The sequence below is a fragment of the Asticcacaulis sp. P4_H10 genome (assembly GCF_056400965.1).
On record NZ_JBFUKH010000009.1, the window covers coordinates 253,412 to 270,595 of the forward strand.

The 17,184-nt window shown below is 61.8% G+C and carries 22 protein-coding genes; 10 read left to right on the top strand and 12 right to left on the bottom strand.

The features are described 5' to 3' along the window. Positions 1-15: 15 nt before the first annotated feature. From AC1DON_RS17485 to rlmN, 3 genes are all read right to left on the bottom strand, one after another. Complete coding sequence (locus tag AC1DON_RS17485) at positions 16-837, bottom strand: peptidase (RefSeq protein ID WP_476936098.1); 822 nt, start codon at positions 835-837, stop codon at positions 16-18. Between the two features lie 10 nt (positions 838-847). Continuing rightward, a complete protein-coding gene (locus AC1DON_RS17490; RefSeq protein ID WP_476936099.1) occupies positions 848-1,303 on the bottom strand; it encodes a DUF350 domain-containing protein in 456 nt (151 codons plus the stop codon). 160 nt (positions 1,304-1,463) lie between these two features. Then, positions 1,464-2,696, bottom strand: coding sequence for a dual-specificity RNA methyltransferase RlmN (rlmN, locus tag AC1DON_RS17495; protein ID WP_476936100.1), 1,233 nt, complete (start codon positions 2,694-2,696; stop codon positions 1,464-1,466). Between the two features lie 181 nt (positions 2,697-2,877). Between rlmN and AC1DON_RS17500 the strand changes: the two genes are divergently transcribed. Together AC1DON_RS17500 and AC1DON_RS17505 are read left to right on the top strand one after the other, a co-directional pair. Continuing rightward, positions 2,878-3,138 carry a DUF3175 domain-containing protein gene (locus AC1DON_RS17500; RefSeq protein ID WP_476936101.1) on the top strand — a complete coding sequence of 87 codons (261 nt, stop codon included), beginning with the start codon at positions 2,878-2,880 and terminating at the stop codon, positions 3,136-3,138. Between the two features lie 71 nt (positions 3,139-3,209). Next, positions 3,210-4,343 carry a hypothetical protein gene (locus tag AC1DON_RS17505; RefSeq protein WP_476936102.1) on the top strand — a complete coding sequence of 378 codons (1,134 nt, stop codon included), beginning with the start codon at positions 3,210-3,212 and terminating at the stop codon, positions 4,341-4,343. Between the two features lie 52 nt (positions 4,344-4,395). Here the strand turns inward: AC1DON_RS17505 and AC1DON_RS17510 are convergent, their stop codons facing one another. The 4 genes from AC1DON_RS17510 to AC1DON_RS17525 all read right to left on the bottom strand — a co-directional run bounded on the left by AC1DON_RS17510 (position 4,396) and on the right by AC1DON_RS17525 (position 8,765). Next, positions 4,396-5,052: a YitT family protein gene (locus tag AC1DON_RS17510; protein WP_476936103.1), complete on the bottom strand. Its 657-nt coding sequence runs from the start codon at positions 5,050-5,052 to the stop codon at positions 4,396-4,398. A 107-nt stretch (positions 5,053-5,159) separates the two neighbouring features. Continuing rightward, a complete protein-coding gene (locus tag AC1DON_RS17515) occupies positions 5,160-5,894 on the bottom strand; it encodes a HesA/MoeB/ThiF family protein (RefSeq protein ID WP_476936104.1) in 735 nt (244 codons plus the stop codon). A 37-nt stretch (positions 5,895-5,931) separates the two neighbouring features. Further along, the gene (locus tag AC1DON_RS17520) at positions 5,932-7,599 is read right to left on the bottom strand and encodes a GH39 family glycosyl hydrolase (RefSeq protein ID WP_476936105.1); all 1,668 of its coding nucleotides are present in this window, start codon (positions 7,597-7,599) and stop codon (positions 5,932-5,934) included. A gap of 59 nt (positions 7,600-7,658) precedes the next feature. Continuing rightward, positions 7,659-8,765 carry a Gfo/Idh/MocA family protein gene (locus AC1DON_RS17525; RefSeq protein WP_476936106.1) on the bottom strand — a complete coding sequence of 369 codons (1,107 nt, stop codon included), beginning with the start codon at positions 8,763-8,765 and terminating at the stop codon, positions 7,659-7,661. A 125-nt stretch (positions 8,766-8,890) separates the two neighbouring features. On the opposite strand from AC1DON_RS17525, the gene hslV reads away from it, so the two are divergent. Genes hslV through hslU form a run of 4 tightly spaced genes read left to right on the top strand, consistent with a single transcriptional unit; the run spans position 8,891 to position 11,596 of the window. Then, positions 8,891-9,439, top strand: coding sequence for an ATP-dependent protease subunit HslV (hslV, locus tag AC1DON_RS17530; RefSeq protein WP_476936107.1), 549 nt, complete (start codon positions 8,891-8,893; stop codon positions 9,437-9,439). Next, positions 9,436-9,810: a hypothetical protein gene (locus tag AC1DON_RS17535; RefSeq protein ID WP_476936108.1), complete on the top strand. Its 375-nt coding sequence runs from the start codon at positions 9,436-9,438 to the stop codon at positions 9,808-9,810. The genes hslV and AC1DON_RS17535 overlap by 4 nt, the downstream gene beginning before the upstream one ends. A 17-nt stretch (positions 9,811-9,827) precedes the next feature. Next, complete coding sequence (locus AC1DON_RS17540) at positions 9,828-10,298, top strand: GNAT family N-acetyltransferase (protein WP_476936109.1); 471 nt, start codon at positions 9,828-9,830, stop codon at positions 10,296-10,298. Then, entirely contained in the window at positions 10,295-11,596 is a 1,302-nt protein-coding gene (gene hslU / locus AC1DON_RS17545) for an ATP-dependent protease ATPase subunit HslU (protein ID WP_476936110.1), read from the top strand. Before AC1DON_RS17540 ends, hslU begins: the two co-directional genes overlap by 4 nt. A gap of 3 nt (positions 11,597-11,599) precedes the next feature. Here the strand turns inward: hslU and AC1DON_RS17550 are convergent, their stop codons facing one another. Then, a complete protein-coding gene (locus AC1DON_RS17550; RefSeq protein WP_476936111.1) occupies positions 11,600-11,887 on the bottom strand; it encodes a DUF3144 domain-containing protein in 288 nt (95 codons plus the stop codon). Positions 11,888-11,952: 65 nt separating this feature from the next. Next, positions 11,953-12,411, bottom strand: coding sequence for a low molecular weight protein-tyrosine-phosphatase (locus AC1DON_RS17555; protein WP_476936112.1), 459 nt, complete (start codon positions 12,409-12,411; stop codon positions 11,953-11,955). Between the two features lie 101 nt (positions 12,412-12,512). Here AC1DON_RS17555 and AC1DON_RS17560 point away from each other — a divergent pair, with 101 nt between their 5' ends. From AC1DON_RS17560 to nth, 3 genes are read left to right on the top strand one after another with little or no spacing between them, the layout of a single operon-like run. Then, the gene (locus tag AC1DON_RS17560) at positions 12,513-12,869 is read left to right on the top strand and encodes a pyrophosphohydrolase domain-containing protein (RefSeq protein ID WP_476936113.1); all 357 of its coding nucleotides are present in this window, start codon (positions 12,513-12,515) and stop codon (positions 12,867-12,869) included. After that, positions 12,866-13,378, top strand: coding sequence for a GNAT family N-acetyltransferase (locus AC1DON_RS17565; RefSeq protein ID WP_476936114.1), 513 nt, complete (start codon positions 12,866-12,868; stop codon positions 13,376-13,378). Before AC1DON_RS17560 ends, AC1DON_RS17565 begins: the two co-directional genes overlap by 4 nt. Further along, positions 13,375-14,037, top strand: coding sequence for an endonuclease III (nth, locus tag AC1DON_RS17570; RefSeq protein ID WP_476936115.1), 663 nt, complete (start codon positions 13,375-13,377; stop codon positions 14,035-14,037). The genes AC1DON_RS17565 and nth overlap by 4 nt, the downstream gene beginning before the upstream one ends. A 24-nt stretch (positions 14,038-14,061) precedes the next feature. Here nth and AC1DON_RS17575 read toward each other — a convergent pair whose 3' ends face one another. After that, positions 14,062-14,523 (bottom strand): response regulator, encoded by a 462-nt coding sequence (locus AC1DON_RS17575; RefSeq protein WP_476936116.1) that lies wholly within the window; start codon positions 14,521-14,523, stop codon positions 14,062-14,064. 106 nt (positions 14,524-14,629) lie between these two features. Further along, a complete protein-coding gene (locus AC1DON_RS17580; RefSeq protein WP_476936117.1) occupies positions 14,630-15,532 on the bottom strand; it encodes an ATP-grasp domain-containing protein in 903 nt (300 codons plus the stop codon). A 55-nt stretch (positions 15,533-15,587) separates the two neighbouring features. Between AC1DON_RS17580 and AC1DON_RS17585 the strand changes: the two genes are divergently transcribed. Continuing rightward, positions 15,588-16,583, top strand: coding sequence for an adenosine kinase (locus AC1DON_RS17585; RefSeq protein WP_476936118.1), 996 nt, complete (start codon positions 15,588-15,590; stop codon positions 16,581-16,583). Here the strand turns inward: AC1DON_RS17585 and AC1DON_RS17590 are convergent. After that, entirely contained in the window at positions 16,580-17,155 is a 576-nt protein-coding gene (locus AC1DON_RS17590; protein WP_476936119.1) for a Smr/MutS family protein, read from the bottom strand. The genes AC1DON_RS17585 and AC1DON_RS17590 overlap by 4 nt on opposite strands. Between the last annotated feature and the right edge of the window lie 29 nt (positions 17,156-17,184).

Sequence of the window (17,184 nt, forward strand, 5' to 3'; positions counted from 1 at the left end):
TCCAAGAATCTCAGCTTACGACTTGATGCACCCGACCTGCGCCACGCGGTATTCACGGCGCAGCGTGTCGGCGACGATGCCGTAATTGCGCTTTGTGATGGTCGCTTCGGCGTCGTAGTCCGGCTTGCGCTGACTGGCATTAGCCAGCTGCACCACGGCCTCCGGGACGGAGGTATAGATGCGGCCACGGCGCGGAGCTTCCTTGATGACGATGCCGACGACGCGCGAATTGTCGTCGATGACCGGCCCGCCCGTCAGGTGATTGAGATCACCTTCGATGCCCTGGGTGCGGCCGGCCGCGGCCCAGGCCAGAACCACCTCATTATGGCCGCCACGCTTGGAACGTTCCAGCACGGTTGCGCCGATCAGGCGGGCTGTCGCTTCACCTGGCTCGCCAGCGGGAAAGCCTGGCATGAAGCCGCGTACACCCGGTTCGATCGTCTTGGCATCGACCAGGGACAGAGGACGGGCGCCGCCATCGGTCACGCCGATGACATAGCTGTCGACGCCCGGGACTTCACGTACCTTGAACGGGACGCCGAGATTGCCGCCAATATTGAGGAACGGGTGGGTACAGCCGCGAATGCTCTGGCGCGACACAACCCAGTCGCCGGTCTGCGACAGGCTGAAGGCCGTACCGGTCATGACGCGCTGATCGTCGATCGGCAGGTTGATGATCGATCCGGCGGTAAACGGCGTGAAGTTGGCGAACAGGGCCATTTCACCGACGCCTGGGGGCGGCGGGGCAGGCGGCGCCGGCGAGTTCTCATGCCACTGGCTGGTCACCACTGTAACGATGGCGACGCAAGCACCGTAAAGAAGCCAGTCTAGCTTCATAACCGGGCCCTTACTGGACGGTGGCGGCGAGGAGCAGTGCGGCGGCCAGCTTGGCGGCGACCAGCAGCACGGCGGCGGAGACTTCGCCATCATTCATGCGGTTGGGCAGGCCGGCCAGCAGGAAGTCCACCATGCGGAAGACGAACAGTTGCAGCAGGATGGTCGCGCCACCCCACAGTACGATTTCGCGCAAGGAGGTCGAGGCGACGATGGAGGCGGCCAACGGGATGGCCAGGCCGATAATGACGCCGCCATAGCCGACCGCTGCGGCCGAATTGCCTTCGCGGATCTGCTGGATTTCCTTGTAGGGCGTCAGGATCGAATAGACGGTGGCGCCGATCATCAGCATCAGCAGCGCGACGCCACCGTGCAGCAGGGTGGTGACGAAGCCCGAGGCGAAGGCCTGCATTTCCGGACGCAGCACTTCGGGCGTCAGGAAGCTGAGATTGAGCGTGTCGGATGTCATGTGCGAAACGGTCCCCTGCGGCACTTTTTGCGGTGCGGTCCGGCGGCGTTCTCCACCGGCCCGTTAGGTATGCTGGAAACTTCCTGCAAGATCAAGTCCAGCGACCCAGGCCTGTGGACACTTTCGCTGTGAATTGCGCCAGGCGTTACAAATACGCGATTTAAGAGTCCATTCCAGAGGCCAGATAGGCGAACGGCAGGCTCTCGCCGTGGTCATCATCGGCATCGATGTCCTCGTTTGACGCAGTGTCATCGCGTTGATTGCGGCGCAGCACGCTGGCGCGTTGCTTCTCGCTCTCCGACTTCAACTGACCGCAGGCGGCGAGAATGTCGCGGCCGCGTGGCGTGCGGATCGGCGAGGCATAGCCGGCCTTGTTGAGCACGGCGGCGAAGGTCTCGATCGTCCGCCAGTCCGAACACTCATAGTCGGTGCCCGGCCACGGGTTGAACGGGATCAGGTTGATCTTGGCCGGAATGCCCTTGAGTAAGCGGATCAAGGCGCGCGCCTCGGCCGGCGTATCGTTGATGCCTTTCAGCATGACGTACTCGAACGTCACACGGCGGGCGTTCGACAGGCCCGGATAGGCGCGGATGGCCGCCATCAGCGTCTCGATATTGTACTTCTTGTTGAGCGGAACCAGCACATCGCGCAGCTCATCATTGGTGGCGTGCAGCGAGATGGCCAGCATGGCGGCGGTGCGCTCGCCCAGGGCATGCAGTTCCGGCGTGACGCCCGAGGTCGACACCGTGATGCGGCGGCGCGAAATGGCGATGCCTTCGCCGTCAGAGATAATGTCGATGGCCGCGGCGACATTGTCCAGATTGTACAGCGGCTCGCCCATGCCCATGAAAACGATATTGGACAGCTGGCGATCTTCCTTGGGCGACGGCCATTCGCCGAGGTCGTCGCGCGCCACCTGGACCTGAGCGACGATTTCCGCAGCGGTCAGGTTACGCACCAGCTTCTGCGTGCCGGTGTGGCAGAACGAGCAGTTGAGGGTACAGCCGACCTGGCTGGAAACGCACAAGGCGCCGGCGCGTCCGACGCCTGGAATATAGACGCTTTCGACCTCGATGCCTGGCGCCATGCGGATCAGGTATTTGCGCGTGCCGTCCCTGGAAATCTGACGCTCGACGATTTCCGGCCGGGCCAGGGTGAACTTGTCGCGGAACAGGGCGCGCTGGTCTTTTGCGATGTCGGTCATCTGGTCGAAATCGATGACGCCGTAATGGTGCACCCAGCGCCAGATCTGCTGCATGCGCATCCTGGCCTTGCGCGCCTCGACCACGCCGGAATCGATCAAGGCCTGCGTCAGGCCTTCGCGCGTCAGGCCGGTGATGTTCACCAGCTGAGTGGAGGCAGGCTTTTGAGACAGGTCGAGCGTATGGGCCAAGGCAAGCGGCTTTCGGACAGGGCATTTCGGGATGAAGGCGCGGTCTATACAGGAAAAGGTCGGCCTTGTCTAATGAGCCGGATGTATTGCGTTTGCCACCTTCTGATATCTCACGGATTGCCCGCAAATTCCTTCCTGATTCCGCGAAGTGCAGAGTGTGTCAGGCTGGCATGGAGCGCGCATGGTGACGATCAGGAAATGGCCCCGGGATTCCGAAAGTGACCACGCCAACCTCTTTGCTTCGCAAGATCCGAGACTTATCGCCGAGTCGTTGAAGCGCATCGCCGAAACCAGCCATTGCGAGGGCACGCCGTATGATCGCGCCATGAAAATCCTGTCCGACCATATCGTCCAGGACGGGGCGGTTCTATCGACGCGTCAGCACCAGATCATCGATGAGGTCAAGGATTGGCTGCGCGACCTGTTCACGGTAAGCGGATAGCTTCGTCATCCTTTTGTCGCGTTTGTGACGGTAGATAGCCCGGGGCGGGCATCCTGTTCGGGAGACCGTCAATGCTGTTCTTGAAATCCATCGCCGGCCTCGGCCTGGTGCTGGCCGCGCCCATGGCGCATGCCGGACCACTGGCCTATGACAATCCGCTCGGCATCACGGTCGCGATGGAGGAAGAAGGCGGTCCCGCCGTCGACCCAGGCGGGAGCCTCAACACGGCCATTACACGGCTGGAAGAGACGCTTGGTGGGGCATCGGCCGGGCCCGAGCCCAAGGTCGATACCTCCACGGGTACGGCGATCGCCTTTGTGGTGCGGTCGTTTGGCAAGGACCCAGGGCAGATTCATATGCTGGTAGCGTCGGAGAGCGGCAGCGGTGTCTGTCATATCCGCGCGCCAGCCAAGCCTGAAAGCCAGGCGCATATTCCGCAACTCCTGTTGCTGTGCCTGGCTAATTTCGGCAAGGTCGATCGTGTCGCGGCGCCTGTTGCGCCAATTGCCGCTTTGAGACCTGCAAGCGTCAAGGCCGCGCCCAATGCACGCTTTGTCCAGAGCTGGGCTAAGGTCGATGGCGTCTATTTCCGGCTGATAGGGACCTTTGGTGTCGGCGGCATGGCGGGCATGGATTTCGAGCCGATCATCCTGTTCAAGGACGGCAGCTATGTGGAGATCCGCGATGCGGCGCTGGAAGACATGGATATCGGTGCCGACCGTCAGGCGCGGCCACGGTCCTGGGGGAAGTGGAACAAGGCCGGTGCGGCTTTTGTTCTGACTGGCGTTTCTGGCAAGGCCAACACGTACGAACTTCAGCAGGGCCAGTTCTTCAAGGCCTATCCGGCGTCGGCGGCGAAGCTTTTACCAGCCTATAAGTGTCTGTCGGGCGGCGGCAATTCGGCGCTGGGCGGCGAGGTGACGATCGCGATCAAGAGCAAGATCGCCTTTGCGCCCGATGGTCGTTTTGTCGAGGGTTCCGATGTTGGTGCGACAAGCTCGGGGAACATGAGCGGCTGGGCGACGGCGGTCAGCGCCAGCAATGGCAAGAACGGCACCTATGTGGTCAAGGATCATACGTTGACCCTGACCTATGCCGACGGCACGGTAAAGCGCGAATTCTTTGCCTTTGCCTTGCGGAAGACACCGCCTCAGCCCGATCCGGAAATGATCTTTATCGGTGACAGCGTTTATACTGACGACTAAGCGCTTTTCAAAAAGTGCAACGCGGTTTTTGGATTAAAAGCGCGTCAAAAAATTAACGCCCGATATAGCGCTCGGGCTTGTGAAAGCCGATCAACACGCCGCTCATGGCGATCGCCGAAAGCACCGAGAATATGATCTGCTGACCGTTGAGGACGAAGATCGAGGCGGACAGGATCAGCGCATCGCAGACCATCTGCGTCTTGCCGGCATTGATGTTGCGCGTCTTTTGAAGATAGAGCGCCAGAACGCCCGTCCCCCCAGCGCCAGCGCTGTGACGGGCCAACGACAGGATGCCCATGCCGATGACCGTGCCGCCGAAAAGCGCGGCAAATACCGGATGGACCTTGTCGAGATGGAAGGCGTAGGGCGCCAGTTGCGCGCCTGCCATGATCGCCAGGTTGACGATGACGGTCTTCAGCATGAAGCGCTTGCCCATGGCCGGCCAGGCAAACAGGAAGAACGGGATATTGATCAGCAGGAACAACAGGCCGACCGGCAGAGGCACCACGTAAGAGGCCAGCAGCGCGATACCGGCGACGCCGCCAGTGACCAGGCCTGCCGCCTTCAGGAACATCATGCCCAGCACGACAAATGAACAGCCGATGGCAAACGCATAGATGTCTTCGATCAGGGTGTGCTTGACGGCAGGATAGAGCAGGCTCTCCTTGTCGTTATTGGCGGTGGTGGCTGTTGCGGTGCTTGGCGGCATGTCGCATCCATCAGGTGAGTGGCCCTGAGTGCATCCCGTCCTGTGGCGCGCATATGTTTGCGATTGAAACTATCATGCCATAGTTTTGGGTTGCGGAAAACCGTCTTCTAACCGTGGCAGACCGGGCAGTCGGGATCGACCGACAGCTTGACGACGCGCGACTGCATCGTCAGGCCGTCGAAGATCAGCAGTTGGCCGCGCAGTGGCTCACCGGCGCCGGTGATCAGCTTGATGGTTTCCAGCGCTGCCAGCGATCCCATGACGCCGGCAAGCGCGCCGACAACCCCCACGCGCTCACAGGTTTCGGCGTCAGGCGGGATGTCCGGCACCAGGCACTGATAGCAGGGCGTGCCGTCGAAGACGGACAATTGGCCGCTCCAGCGGCCAAGCGCTGCCGATACCAGCGGCTTTTTCAAGTTTTGGCAAATGCGATTGACCAAAAGCCGCGTCGGGAAGTTATCGCAGCCGTCGAGCACAATGTCATAGCCGCCTAGGATATCGGCGGTATTGTCGTCATCGAGGCGCACGGCGTGGACCTGGCAGTCCGTATGCGGATTGATGCCGTGCAGCGCATCTTTGGCTGTATCGGCCTTGCCCCGGCCGACATCGCCGGTCGCATAAAGCACCTGCCGTTGCAGATTGCTCAGCGACACGGTGTCGTCATCGATCAGGCCCAGCGTGCCGACACCGGCCGCTGCGAGATAGAGCGCGGCCGGCGCACCGATCCCGCCCATGCCGACAAGAGCGACCTTCGCGGCCTTGAGCTTTAGCTGGCCAATCCCGCCGATTTCCTTCAGCACGAGATGGCGGGCATAGCGGTCGATTTCGTCGTCGGTAAGCATGACGGCTAAATAGGACCGAATGCCGCCTGATCCAAGCCTATTCGACGATCAGCAGCGTTACGCCCTGACGAACCAGCGTAAGATCGACCTTGGCGGCGCCCTTGGTGACCGTCAGCGGCGCCAAGGCAGTTGGATGCATGACCGAAGCGGCCTCCAGGACCTTGTACTGATCCTGATTAGGCGATTGCGGTGCGCCCATGTCCTGCCAGGCGGTGTAGGCATTGGCCGTCTTGGGATCGACCAGATACTGGGTGACCTTGCGGGTCTTCGCCTTGCCGAGGCCCGAAAGGTTGAGCGTCACCGCTGCGTCCGGGCCTTTCAGGTCGTCGTCGTTGTAGTGCCAGACCAGGACGGCGACTTTCGAACCGTCGCGCGTCGCCATGACCCCGACATCGTTCTTCTGCGTCACCGTGGCGATCATATCGTCGAGCGGCAGTTGCGCCGAACTGCTGGCGGCGATGCGCTCAGGGCCAAACTGGGCATACATGCGGAAGACATTGAGCACCGGCAGGTCAATGCCATTGGTCGCCAACTGGCGATAGCCGGCGAACCACGGCTGGTCCTCAAAGGTGAAGGCCCAGGTCAGCACGCCTTCGAGATTGACCTTGTGGCGGTCCGACAGCTCCCAGATGCGGGCGAAAGACGCGGCCGTGTAGCTGGAGTACATGGTGCCATTGCGATAGCCGTTGGCCTTGCCCGGACAGGCGGCGCAGCCTTCCGGATCGCTTTCGCCGATGACGATCGGCGTGTCTTTCAGTTCCGGGACCGCAGCAATTTTCCCGAAACCGGTATCAACGGCCTTGAGCTGGCTGACCATGCCCATCTGGACGTGGCCATCTATGAATTTCGGCGTGCCCTTGGCGTGGAAGGCGAGAAAGTCGGTAGGCGTGCCGGTCTCGCCGGTCGCATAGTTCTTGCCCGACACGACGTGCTTGAGAAAGCCGTCCATGAATGCGCCACCGGAGCCCGCGACATCGGGCCCGCCAACCTTCGCTTCGGGCAGGGCGCGCTTGACGCCGGCAATGGCGTAGTCGTGCGTCTTGTAGAATTCCTCCGGTGTGCCCTTCCAGTAAGATGGGCCGTTCGGCTCATTCCACACCTCGAAATACCAGGTCAGGACCTCGTCGCGGCCGTATTTCTCCACATTGTGTTTGGTCCATTGATAGACCAACTCTTCCCATTTCTTGTAGTCGTTGGGCGGGTAGTTCCAGCCGCCTTCGATCAGTTCGTACTTGAAGCCGGGCCGCCAGGAGTGGCGGTATTGCGTGCCTTCCGGTGCCGAGGACAGGGCTTCGGGCATGAAACCGATCTGTAGATAAGGACGGACGCCGCGATCGAGATAGCTGTCGATGATCATGTCGGTGATCATCCAGTTATAGACCGGCTTGCCGTCCTTGTCCTCGGTATAGGCGTTTGTCGAGCCCCACTTGAAGGCGGGTGTGCCGTCGCCGGTGTTCAAGAGGTTATGGGCGCGGAAATAGACCTGCTTAGGCCTGAGTTCGCCCAGATGATCGAGCAGTTTCTGGCCGTCCTTCATGGTGGCGTAGTTGGGCTCATCGGCGCCGAAAAACCGCCAGACGGGCTTGAGCAGGCCCTGGGATTTCGCCGCATCGACGGCGATGGTCACCGGAAAGCTGTCCTGCGCCCAAACGGGTGTGCTCATCAGGCCAAGCGCAAGCGCCAGGCTGGTCATCTGTTTCAACATGGCGTTTCCTCTTGTCTGACAATTCGATAACAGTGAAACGCCGACGCGGCAAGTTTCCGTCAGTTCAGATACACGGTCCTTCCTGTCTTGGCACTGTGCAGGGCCGCGTCGAGGATTTCCATGACAATCAGGTTGTTTTCCAGCGCTGAGGGTTCGAACGGCTGAAGTCTGACATCTTCGCGGATGACGGCGCAGAAATAGGCGAACGGGTCATTGCCGGGTCTTCGGCGCTCCGGCGCGCTGACGGGCCTCGCTCCGGCATCGGTAACCAGCCGCATGTTGGTACCGTCTTCGGCAATGATCTGGCCGGTGGCGCCGTAAAGTTCCATGTCCTTGCGCGAAACCGGCCAGTTCCACGACGCCTGTATGATGGCCTGGGCATCGCCGTAGTCGACGATGATGGTCGCGTCGTCGTCGACTTTTGGATAGACGTCCGGCTTGAAGCTGCGCGTGACGGCGGTGACGGCGACCGGGCGGTTGCCCTGGTGAAGATAGGTCATCAGGTTGGCGCCGTAGCAGCCGAAATCGATGATCGCGCCGCCGCCGTTCTGTGCTGGGTCGGTCAGCCAGCTTAAGAATTCCGGCCCGACGCCGATCTCCTTCGGGCCTTTGTGGCCGTCATGGAAGACAGCCTTGCGCAATGGTCCAATGGCGCCTCCTGCCAGCAGGCTTTGCGTTGTCTCGACCGTCGGATACCATGTGGTCTCGTAGTTGGTCAGCAGATGGATGCTGTGCTTTTTCGCCAGTGCGGCCATTTCGCGCGCGTCGGAAAGACTGATCGCCAGCGGCTTTTCAACCATGACATGGATTTTGCGCGGCGCGGCGGCGCGTACGATATCGATGTGGCTTGCCACTGAACCGTAGCCCATGACGCCCATAGGCTTTACCTTGTCGAGCATCGTGGCCAGGTCGTCGTGGACCAGATCCATGCTCAAACCATATTGCGTGACATACTGACGGGTCAGTGCGCGATCAGGTTCCGCGATGCCGACGATCTCGAAGGTGTCGCCGCGTTTGGCGGCCTGAAAAACCCAATGGGCGTGGCCATGAGTCAGGCCCGCGATAGCCAGTCGCGGCATGGGAAAGGTGACGGAGGTGGCGCGGGCCTGTCCGGCCGCCAGACCCAGCAACAGGGTGGCGGTTATCGCGCGGCGGCTGATGGTCATGGACGTGTCCTCCGGGTGCTTCGTCTTGCAAAGTCTTTTCCGAAAGCTTGGCGGACTATTGGCCGCATAGCAAGGATAACAATTGGCCCTTGAAAGCCGGAGGCAAAACCGCCAGTTAAGCGGACATGCAAGATTCAAATTTTCCCAACTGGCACGGCACGACCATCGTCGCGGTGCGAAAGAACGGCAAGACCGTCATTGCCGGCGACGGCCAGGTCTCGATGGGCCCGACCATCGTCAAGGGCGGCGCCAAGAAGGTCCGGACTTTAGCCGGCGGCAAGGTTATCGTCGGCTTCGCCGGCGCCACGGCCGACGCCTTTACGCTGCTGGAGCGGTTGGAGGCCAAGCTGGAGCTTTATCCGGATCAGCTGGCGCGCGCCTGCGTCGACCTGGCCAAGGACTGGCGGACCGACCGCTACCTGCGTCGCCTTGAAGCCATGCTGCTAGTCGGCGACCGCAACCACATCCTGACCATCACCGGCGTCGGCGACGTGCTGGAGCCCGAAGACGGTGTAGCGGCCATCGGATCGGGCGGCACCTACGCCCTGTCGGCGGCGCGCGCCCTGCTGGAATACGAACCCGACGCCGAGGTCATCGCCCGCAAGGCCATGAAGATCGCCGGCGAAATCTGTGTCTACACCAACGGCAACGTCACACTCGAACAACTGTCATGACCGATCGGATCACCATCGATCAGGCGGTCGACAAAGCGCGCCTGACCATCAACCTGCCGGCGACGCTGATCATGATGGTGGCGTGGGCCCAGGCCCTGCTGATCGTGCCGATGGGCAAGGCGCCGCTTATGGTCATGGCGGTGTCGATCTTTATCGGCGTGTCGGGTTGGCCGATGAGCTGGCTGTACAAGGCGTATATGACGCCGCGCTGGAAGCTTTGGGCCTATGCGCGCGTCGGCAATGTCCAGCAGTTGAAAGAGGCCGCCATCAAGGGCCGCGTCCTCGGTGCCGACAACAGCTTCGCTGAAAAGAGCGAGCTGTGTTCCAAGGAGATGCGCCAGGAAATTCTGAAACTCGAAGGACGGGCGTGATCTACGGTTTTCGTTCCATGACCGCGGAAGACCTGGCCCTGGTCAACGACTGGATCGCCCAGCCGCATGTGGCGGAATGGTGGATCGATGCCAGCGGCGAGTCTGATCCCATGCAAGAGGATGACCTGATCGAACCCGATTTCAACACCTGGATCGTATCACTGGACGGCCGGCCGTTCGCCTACATGCAGGACTATTCTCCGCATCTCTATCCTGGTCACCATTTCTTCGATCGGCCGGATGGTACGCGCGGCGTTGACCAGATTATCGGTGATCCCGACATGATCAACAGGGGGCACGGTTCGGCCCTGGTCCGCCAGCAGGTCGAGCGGCTGTTCGCCATGGGCGCGCCTGTGGTCGTCACTGACCCGCACCCTAAAAATGCCCGCGCCATCCGCGCCTACGAAAAGGCCGGCTTTGTGGCCTACGGCGAAATCATCAGCCCCGAATGGGGCCCCAGCCTTCTTATGCAGTGTTCAAAATCATGACTACTTTTTCTCCCCGTGAAATCGTCTCCGAACTCGATCGCCACATCATCGGCCACGCCGACGCCAAGAAGGCCGTCGCCGTGGCCCTGCGCAATCGCTGGCGCCGCAAGGCGACGGATGAGAGCATCCGCGACGAGATCACGCCCAAGAACATTCTGATGATCGGGCCTACGGGCGTCGGCAAGACCGAGATCGCCCGCCGCCTGGCCAAGCTGGCCCATGCGCCCTTCATCAAGGTCGAAGCGACCAAGTTCACCGAGGTCGGCTATGTCGGCCGTGATGTCGATCAGATCGTCCGCGATCTGGTCGAAGCCGCCCAACTCATGATCCGCGAAAAGAACCGCACGGGCGTCCGCGCCAAGGCCGAAGCGGCTGCCGAAGAGCGCTTGATTGATGCCCTGGTCGGCGACAATGCCGGCCAGGCGACGCGCGACGTTTTCCGTAAAAAACTGCGCAACAACGAACTGGACGACAAGGAAATCGAGCTGTCGCTGAACGAGGCGGCTTCGCCCTTCGGCGCCATGGAGATCCCCGGCCAGCCCGGCAACGGCAATTTCAACCTGTCCGACATGCTGTCCAAGGCCATGGGCGGCCGCAAGAAGACGGTCAAGATGACCGTCAAGGACGCTATGGCGCCGCTGATTACCGAGGAAAGCGACAAGCTGCTCGACAGCGAGAGCGTCACCAATGAAGCGCTGAAGCTGGCCGAGAACGAAGGCATCGTCTTCCTCGACGAGATCGACAAGGTGGCCTCGCGTCAGGACCGAGGCGGCGCCGACGTGTCGCGCGAGGGCGTCCAGCGCGACCTCCTACCGCTCATCGAAGGCACGACGGTGTCGACCAAGTACGGGCCTGTGAAGACCGACCACATCCTGTTCATCGCGTCTGGCGCCTTCCACGTTTCGAAGCCGTCGGACCTGCTGCCGGAACTGCAGGGCCGCCTGCCGATCCGCGTCGAGCTGAAAGCCCTGACCCAGGACGATTTCCGCCGCATCTTGAGCGAGCCCGAAGCCAACCTGATCAAGCAGAACCAGGCATTGATGGCGACCGAAGGCGTGACGCTGGAATTCGACGATGGCGCGATCGCCGCCATGGCAGAGGCGGCCGCGACCGTCAACGCCAAGGTCGAAAACATCGGCGCGCGCCGGCTGCACACCGTCATCGAAAAGGTGATGGAGGACTTAAGCTATGCCGCGTCGGACATGTCGGGTCAGACCGTGACGATCGATGCCGACTACGTCCGCAAGCGCCTCGGCGAAATCGCCGGCGACGCCGATCTCAGCCGGTATATTCTCTGATACTCAACCGGGGTCTTTGGTGACTTCGTATTCCTGCAGGTATTTGTCGTATTGCTCGCTGAGGAGCTGGCGGAACTGATCGGTATAAAAATCGATCGCTTCCTGGCGCTTGGCTTCCATCTCGGCCTTGGATTCGCTGAGCTGGACGTTCATCCACGACGTGTAGCGCGCGACGCCCCACAGGAAGGACGCACTGACCCGCTGGGGGTTCACCGTGCGCATCTGGGTGTTGGCGACCTGGATATAGTCATCGGCGCGCTGGTAAAAACGGGGATCAACGGTTTCAAGCATGAGACGTCTCTTAAACAGAACAGAAGGGCAAGCATGCCCTGAAATCTTACCTATGGCCAGCCCTGTCAGGTAAGCTTTGCCAGCAGAGCATCGCTGGCGCGGTCGCACAGCTCATAGACCTTCTGGAAGTCGGCCTCGGTGCCGTAATAGGGATCGGGAACGTTCCCGGCCTCGCCCAGGGCCTCTTCGAGATAAAGCGCGACCCTGGCCGTTGCCTCACGAGGACGCTGCGCCTTGAGGTAGGCGACATTATCGCGGTCCATGCCGAGGATCAGGTCGAAGCGGTTGAAATCCTCAGCCGTCAGTTTTCGCGCCTGCTGGCTGTCAATGGCCACGCCGTGCCTCGCCGCTACCGCGATCGAACGGCGGTCGGGCGGCTCACCGGCGTGCCAGCCGCCGCAGCCGGCGCTGTCGAGCACGAACCGCCCGGTCAGGCCCAGCGCGTCGATCTTGTGCTGGAGGACGCCCTCGGCCAAAGGCGAGCGGCAGATATTGCCAAGGCAAACAAACAGGATGGAGGTCATGAGTTGTCTATAGCGTCTGAAACCAAGGAAGATAAGGCCCCTTGATCAGGGTGCAGATTCGGCTCTAAGACGGTGGGAACAGAATATGAACGGGTGACCTTATGAGCCTGCCGCTTCCCGAGTTGGAGACCTTTATCGACCGCCTGAAGGCGATTTCGGACCGCTATGGCCGGGCCTATGACATCGATCGCGGCGGTGACTGGCACCTGCTCAAGGTCCAGGAAGAGATGGGCGAACTGACCCAGGCGTATCTGGCCATGACCGGCCGCTCGCGCCGTGACGCCGAAAGTGCCCGGCACGATGTTGCGATGGAGATGGCCGATGTCATTTGCATGGTCATGCTGATGGCGCGCGCCGAAGGGATCGACCTCAATGCCGCGATCGCCGAGAAGTGGCTGAAGTGGGAAGAGGCCGCGCACGAAGAGTGCGCTGCGCCGACGGCAGCGGTGACCGCATGACCGTGCTGACGACCGACAGACTGATCCTGCGGCCCATGGTGGCGACGGATTTCGAAGCCCTGTGCCGGCTATGGAACGATCCGGTATTCGTAGGTGATGTCGGCTTCGGCCCCCACTCGCCGGAGATCGTCTGGTTGCGATTGCTGCGTGATGTCGGCCACTGGCACGTCTTCGGCTACGGCAACTGGGCCGTGACGTGGAAAGCAACCGGCCAGTATATCGGCTCCGCCGGCCTGTTCGACTACTGCCGGGATATCGAACCGGCGTTTGGTGCACCCGAGGCCGGCTGGGGGCTCGATCCGGCCTTTTATGGCAAAGGGCTGGCGAGCGAGGCCATGACCGCTGTATTGCATCATGCCGATACGGGCCTGAAGCTGCCGCGCACGGTCTGCATCATCTCGCCGGGCAATACACGGTCGTTGAAACTGGCGGGACGTCTGGGCTTTACCGTCTATCACGACGGCCTGTTCCGCGGCGAGCCGATCCGTTTTCTGGAGCGCCTGCGATGAGCACCGAAGCCTTCGTCAATCCAGACCCGAAACTGGTCAAGACCCTGTTCGAGCGCTTTGAGCAGGACAAGCCCGACCCGCGCACGGAGCTCAACTTCAGCAATCCCTTCACCCTGGTCGTGGCGGTCGCGCTGTCGGCCCAGACGACCGACGTCGCGGTCAACAAGGCGACCGGCCCCTTGTTCGCCCTCGCGTCCAACCCACGCGACATGCTGGCGCTGGGCGAGGAGCGTTTGATGCGGATGATCAGCTCGATCGGCCTCTATCGCAACAAGGCGAAGAACGTCATGCGCCTGTGCGAGATACTGCTGGACCGCTTCGGCGGCGAGGTGCCGATGAACCGTGAGGACCTGGTGTCTCTGCCCGGCGTCGGCAACAAGACGGCTTCGGTGGTGCTGAATGAACTCGATATCGAGCCGGCGATCGCCGTCGATACCCATGTCTTTCGCGTCGGACATCGCCTGGGGCTGGTCAGCGCCAATACGCCGGACAAGGTCGAAAAGCAGCTGATGGCGGTTATCCCGAAGCACTGGCTGACGCGGGCGCACCACTGGCTGATCCTGCATGGCCGCTATGTCTGCGTCGCGCGCAAGCCGAAGTGCAGCATCTGCATCGTGCGGGATCTGTGCCCCAGGATTGGTGTCGAGCAGTCGGCATAAGCGCTGCTCAAAAGCGCGCGGAAATCACGCCGGAGTCAGGTGCCACTCACTGCCTTCGGGAACAAGGCGCAAGGTGTCGATCAGGGTCACGGTCTCGCGCAGTTTCGGGTAATCGAGCGGCTTGACGACATAATGCGTCGCGCCCTGTTCGCGGGCATTGACGATGTCGTCCTCGTGATCCGAGCCGCTGAGGATGACGACGGGAATGCGGCTCAGGCCAGGGTCGTTCTGGATGATCTGCAGCACCTTGGCGCCGCTCAGCTTTGGCAGGTTGAGATCGAGGAAGATAATGTCGGGCTCGGGCGCGCTTTCGAAGCCCTGTTCCCGCCGCAGAAACCCCAGGGCGTCCTCACCGCAGGTCACCCAATGGCCGTCGAACTGCACGCAGGCCCGGTTCAGCAACTCGGTGACTAGGCGGATCTCGGCGGCGCTGTCATCGACGAAGAGCGCCTGCGCGAGCCGCGTATGGGCGGCGGCATTGGTCATGTTTTTTTGGCTTGCCCCCAGCCAATTATGAAAACGAAACTAAGCGCCCGCCGTTAATATTTTTCAAGCGAAAATTGCGTGAGCGGAAAGGGCGGTATTCCAGTCCCTAAGAATGGCAGGCGCAGCCGCCGAACAGGGCGATCTCAAAGGCATGGCGCAGGCGGTCGGCGGCGCCGTCCGAATAGCCGAGATAAAGGTCGGGCTCGATCAGTTCCAGCTCCATCAGGCAGAACCGGCCTTCGTTGTCGCGGACCATGTCGGCGCGGGCATAGAGCAGGCGGTCGGCGCCGATATAGTCGATGGCGGCGGCCGCCAGCATCATGGCTTCGGGCGGTGGGGACAGGGTGCGTAGATTGGCGTCATAGTCGGGTTGTGAGCGGAAGTCGCCCGACTTCGGCGTCTTTAGTACGGCGTGCGAGAACTGGCCGGCGAAGAAGAGCAGCGACCATTCGCCCTCGTCCTGGATGGACGGCATGAAGGGCTGGATCATGGCGGCGCCCTTCGGCGGCCCGGCCTTGCCTTCAAGCGCGTCGAAGGCCAGGGTCTCACCGTGTCGCCACACCAGGGTGTTCTTGGCGCCGGCCGAGACGACGGGTTTCAGCACCAGGGCGTCTCCGAAATCGGCGCGGGCGTGGGCGATGGCCTCGTCGCTGATGCGTTCGACAAAATGGGTCGGTATGATGCGCACGCCGGCCTCGGCCAGGTCGCGCAGATAGCGCTTATCGACGTTCCAACTGACGATATCGGCGGGGTTGAAGACGCGATGCCCCGCATCCTTCAGCGCCATCAGGGCGGCGCGGAAACGCTCGGGGTCATTGTGATAGCCCCAGGCGACCAGCGGACAGATCAGGTCGTATGGCTTGGTGACCGGCTCTGACCAGGCTTGCGCGCTGATCTCGATATCCAGTCCCTTCAGGGCTTCGCGATAACCGTCGAGCACGGCAGGCCAGCGGCCATGGTGCGATGGCGTTGAGGGATCGGGCGTAAAAAACAGTAGCGTCTTGGTCATGGAGGCTCTATTCCCCGACAAACCTTTAGACGCAACCGATTTTTCCGGATTTTCCATGGACCTGACCTACGACATCACCGCTGTTGGCCACGCCATTGTCGACGTTCTGGCTCCGGCGGACGACGCCTTCCTGGCCGCGCAGGACCTGCACAAGGGGGCCATGACGCTGATCGACACGCATCGCGGCACCAGCCTGTTCGAGGCCATGGCGGAAAGCGAGCAGGAGTCGGGCGGATCGGCCGGCAATACCATCGCGGGCGCGGCCTCGTTCGGCGCCAAATGCGCCTATGTCGGCAAGGTAGCGCACGACCCTCTCGGTGAAACCTTTGCGCGCGACCTGAAAAAGATGGGCGTGACCTTTAATACGCCGGTCCTGCACGACGATCCCGCCCGCACCGGCCGCTGCCTGATCAATGTGACGCCGGACGGCCAGCGCACCATGGCGACCTATCTCGGCGCCGCCGCCCTGATCGCGCCGCAGGACCTCGATGCCGACATTATCCGCGCCTCGCAGATCACCTATCTGGAAGGCTATCTGTTCGACTCGCCGTCGGGCCGAGAAACCTTTGCCAAGGCGGCGCAGATCGCGCGCTCAAGCGGCCGCAAGACCGCCATTACCTTGTCGGACACTTTCGTCGTCGACCGCTGGCGGACCGACCTGCTGGCCTTTATCGAGCGCCATATCGACCTGGTCTTCGCCAATGAAGGCGAACTGCTGTCGCTGTTCCAGACCGACGATTTCTTCAAGGCGCTGCGTGCCTTACGCACCAAGACCGACCTGGCCTTCATCACGCGCTCGGAGCAGGGCTCGGTAGCGATCAAGTTCGAAGACACGCACACGGTCGCGGCCGCGCCGGTCGACAAGGTCATTGATACGACGGGCGCTGGCGATCAGTACGCGGCGGGTGTCATGTACGGCCTGACGCAAGGCCTGCATATCGAGACCTGCGCCAAGCTGGGCTCGCTGGCGGCGGCGGAAGTCATCGGCCATTTTGGCCCACGTCCGCGTGTCAATCTGAACGATTTGGCCAAAGAGCGCGGGCTGATCTAGCCCGTCCTTCTCTTCAGCGCGACATAGAGCGCGCCCGTGCCGCCGTGGCGGGCGTGGGCCTGGCTGATGCCGGCGACGATATGGCCAAGCTGTGGGTCGGCCAGCCATTCCGGCGCATTGCGTTTCAATATGCCGTTTTCCGCCATGCCCTTGCCGGTGATGACCAGCACGGCGCGATAGTCGTTGGCATAGGCCTGCTGCACGAAGGCCTTGAGCCGGGCTTCGGCGGCAAAACTGTTCAGGCCGTGCAGGTCCAGCCGCGCTTCGATCGGATCGCGTTCGCGCGACAACCGGCGCTTGCGGCGCGGTTCGATGGCGTCGGGTTCGAACTTCGGGCTGTCGAAAGAGAGTTTGTAACCTGTCTGCGGCTTGATCGCCTGGCCGATGGCAAAGGGCGTCAGCGGCAAAGGCCTGGGCTTTTCGGCGACCATCGGTTTCGGCATATCGGCGACGTGGACGGTTTCGATTTCCGGTGCGGGCGGGTCGACGCGCGAGGCCTTGTGCGGGCGCACGGTCGCGGTGACCAGTGCCCACAGGCGCGTATCCTCTGCCTTGAATTTATACCACGCCATACTGCACCAAAGAAAACCCCACCGCCTTT

What these genes read in the sequence shown, in the direction of transcription:
- AC1DON_RS17485 (WP_476936098.1), bottom strand. Translation starts at nt 837, where the DNA reads ATGAAGCTAGACTGGCTTCTTTACGGTGCTTGCGTCGCCATCGTTACA.
- AC1DON_RS17490 (WP_476936099.1), bottom strand. Translation starts at nt 1,303, where the DNA reads ATGACATCCGACACGCTCAATCTCAGCTTCCTGACGCCCGAAGTGCTG.
- AC1DON_RS17500 (WP_476936101.1), top strand. Translation starts at nt 2,878, where the DNA reads ATGGTGACGATCAGGAAATGGCCCCGGGATTCCGAAAGTGACCACGCC.
- AC1DON_RS17505 (WP_476936102.1), top strand. Translation starts at nt 3,210, where the DNA reads ATGCTGTTCTTGAAATCCATCGCCGGCCTCGGCCTGGTGCTGGCCGCG.
- AC1DON_RS17510 (WP_476936103.1), bottom strand. Translation starts at nt 5,052, where the DNA reads ATGCCGCCAAGCACCGCAACAGCCACCACCGCCAATAACGACAAGGAG.
- AC1DON_RS17515 (WP_476936104.1), bottom strand. Translation starts at nt 5,894, where the DNA reads ATGCTTACCGACGACGAAATCGACCGCTATGCCCGCCATCTCGTGCTG.
- AC1DON_RS17520 (WP_476936105.1), bottom strand. Translation starts at nt 7,599, where the DNA reads ATGTTGAAACAGATGACCAGCCTGGCGCTTGCGCTTGGCCTGATGAGC.
- AC1DON_RS17525 (WP_476936106.1), bottom strand. Translation starts at nt 8,765, where the DNA reads ATGACCATCAGCCGCCGCGCGATAACCGCCACCCTGTTGCTGGGTCTG.
- hslV (WP_476936107.1), top strand. Translation starts at nt 8,891, where the DNA reads ATGCAAGATTCAAATTTTCCCAACTGGCACGGCACGACCATCGTCGCG.
- AC1DON_RS17535 (WP_476936108.1), top strand. Translation starts at nt 9,436, where the DNA reads ATGACCGATCGGATCACCATCGATCAGGCGGTCGACAAAGCGCGCCTG.
- AC1DON_RS17540 (WP_476936109.1), top strand. Translation starts at nt 9,828, where the DNA reads ATGACCGCGGAAGACCTGGCCCTGGTCAACGACTGGATCGCCCAGCCG.
- hslU (WP_476936110.1), top strand. Translation starts at nt 10,295, where the DNA reads ATGACTACTTTTTCTCCCCGTGAAATCGTCTCCGAACTCGATCGCCAC.
- AC1DON_RS17550 (WP_476936111.1), bottom strand. Translation starts at nt 11,887, where the DNA reads ATGCTTGAAACCGTTGATCCCCGTTTTTACCAGCGCGCCGATGACTAT.
- AC1DON_RS17555 (WP_476936112.1), bottom strand. Translation starts at nt 12,411, where the DNA reads ATGACCTCCATCCTGTTTGTTTGCCTTGGCAATATCTGCCGCTCGCCT.
- AC1DON_RS17560 (WP_476936113.1), top strand. Translation starts at nt 12,513, where the DNA reads ATGAGCCTGCCGCTTCCCGAGTTGGAGACCTTTATCGACCGCCTGAAG.
- AC1DON_RS17565 (WP_476936114.1), top strand. Translation starts at nt 12,866, where the DNA reads ATGACCGTGCTGACGACCGACAGACTGATCCTGCGGCCCATGGTGGCG.
- nth (WP_476936115.1), top strand. Translation starts at nt 13,375, where the DNA reads ATGAGCACCGAAGCCTTCGTCAATCCAGACCCGAAACTGGTCAAGACC.
- AC1DON_RS17575 (WP_476936116.1), bottom strand. Translation starts at nt 14,523, where the DNA reads ATGACCAATGCCGCCGCCCATACGCGGCTCGCGCAGGCGCTCTTCGTC.
- AC1DON_RS17580 (WP_476936117.1), bottom strand. Translation starts at nt 15,532, where the DNA reads ATGACCAAGACGCTACTGTTTTTTACGCCCGATCCCTCAACGCCATCG.
- AC1DON_RS17585 (WP_476936118.1), top strand. Translation starts at nt 15,588, where the DNA reads ATGGACCTGACCTACGACATCACCGCTGTTGGCCACGCCATTGTCGAC.
- AC1DON_RS17590 (WP_476936119.1), bottom strand. Translation starts at nt 17,155, where the DNA reads ATGGCGTGGTATAAATTCAAGGCAGAGGATACGCGCCTGTGGGCACTG.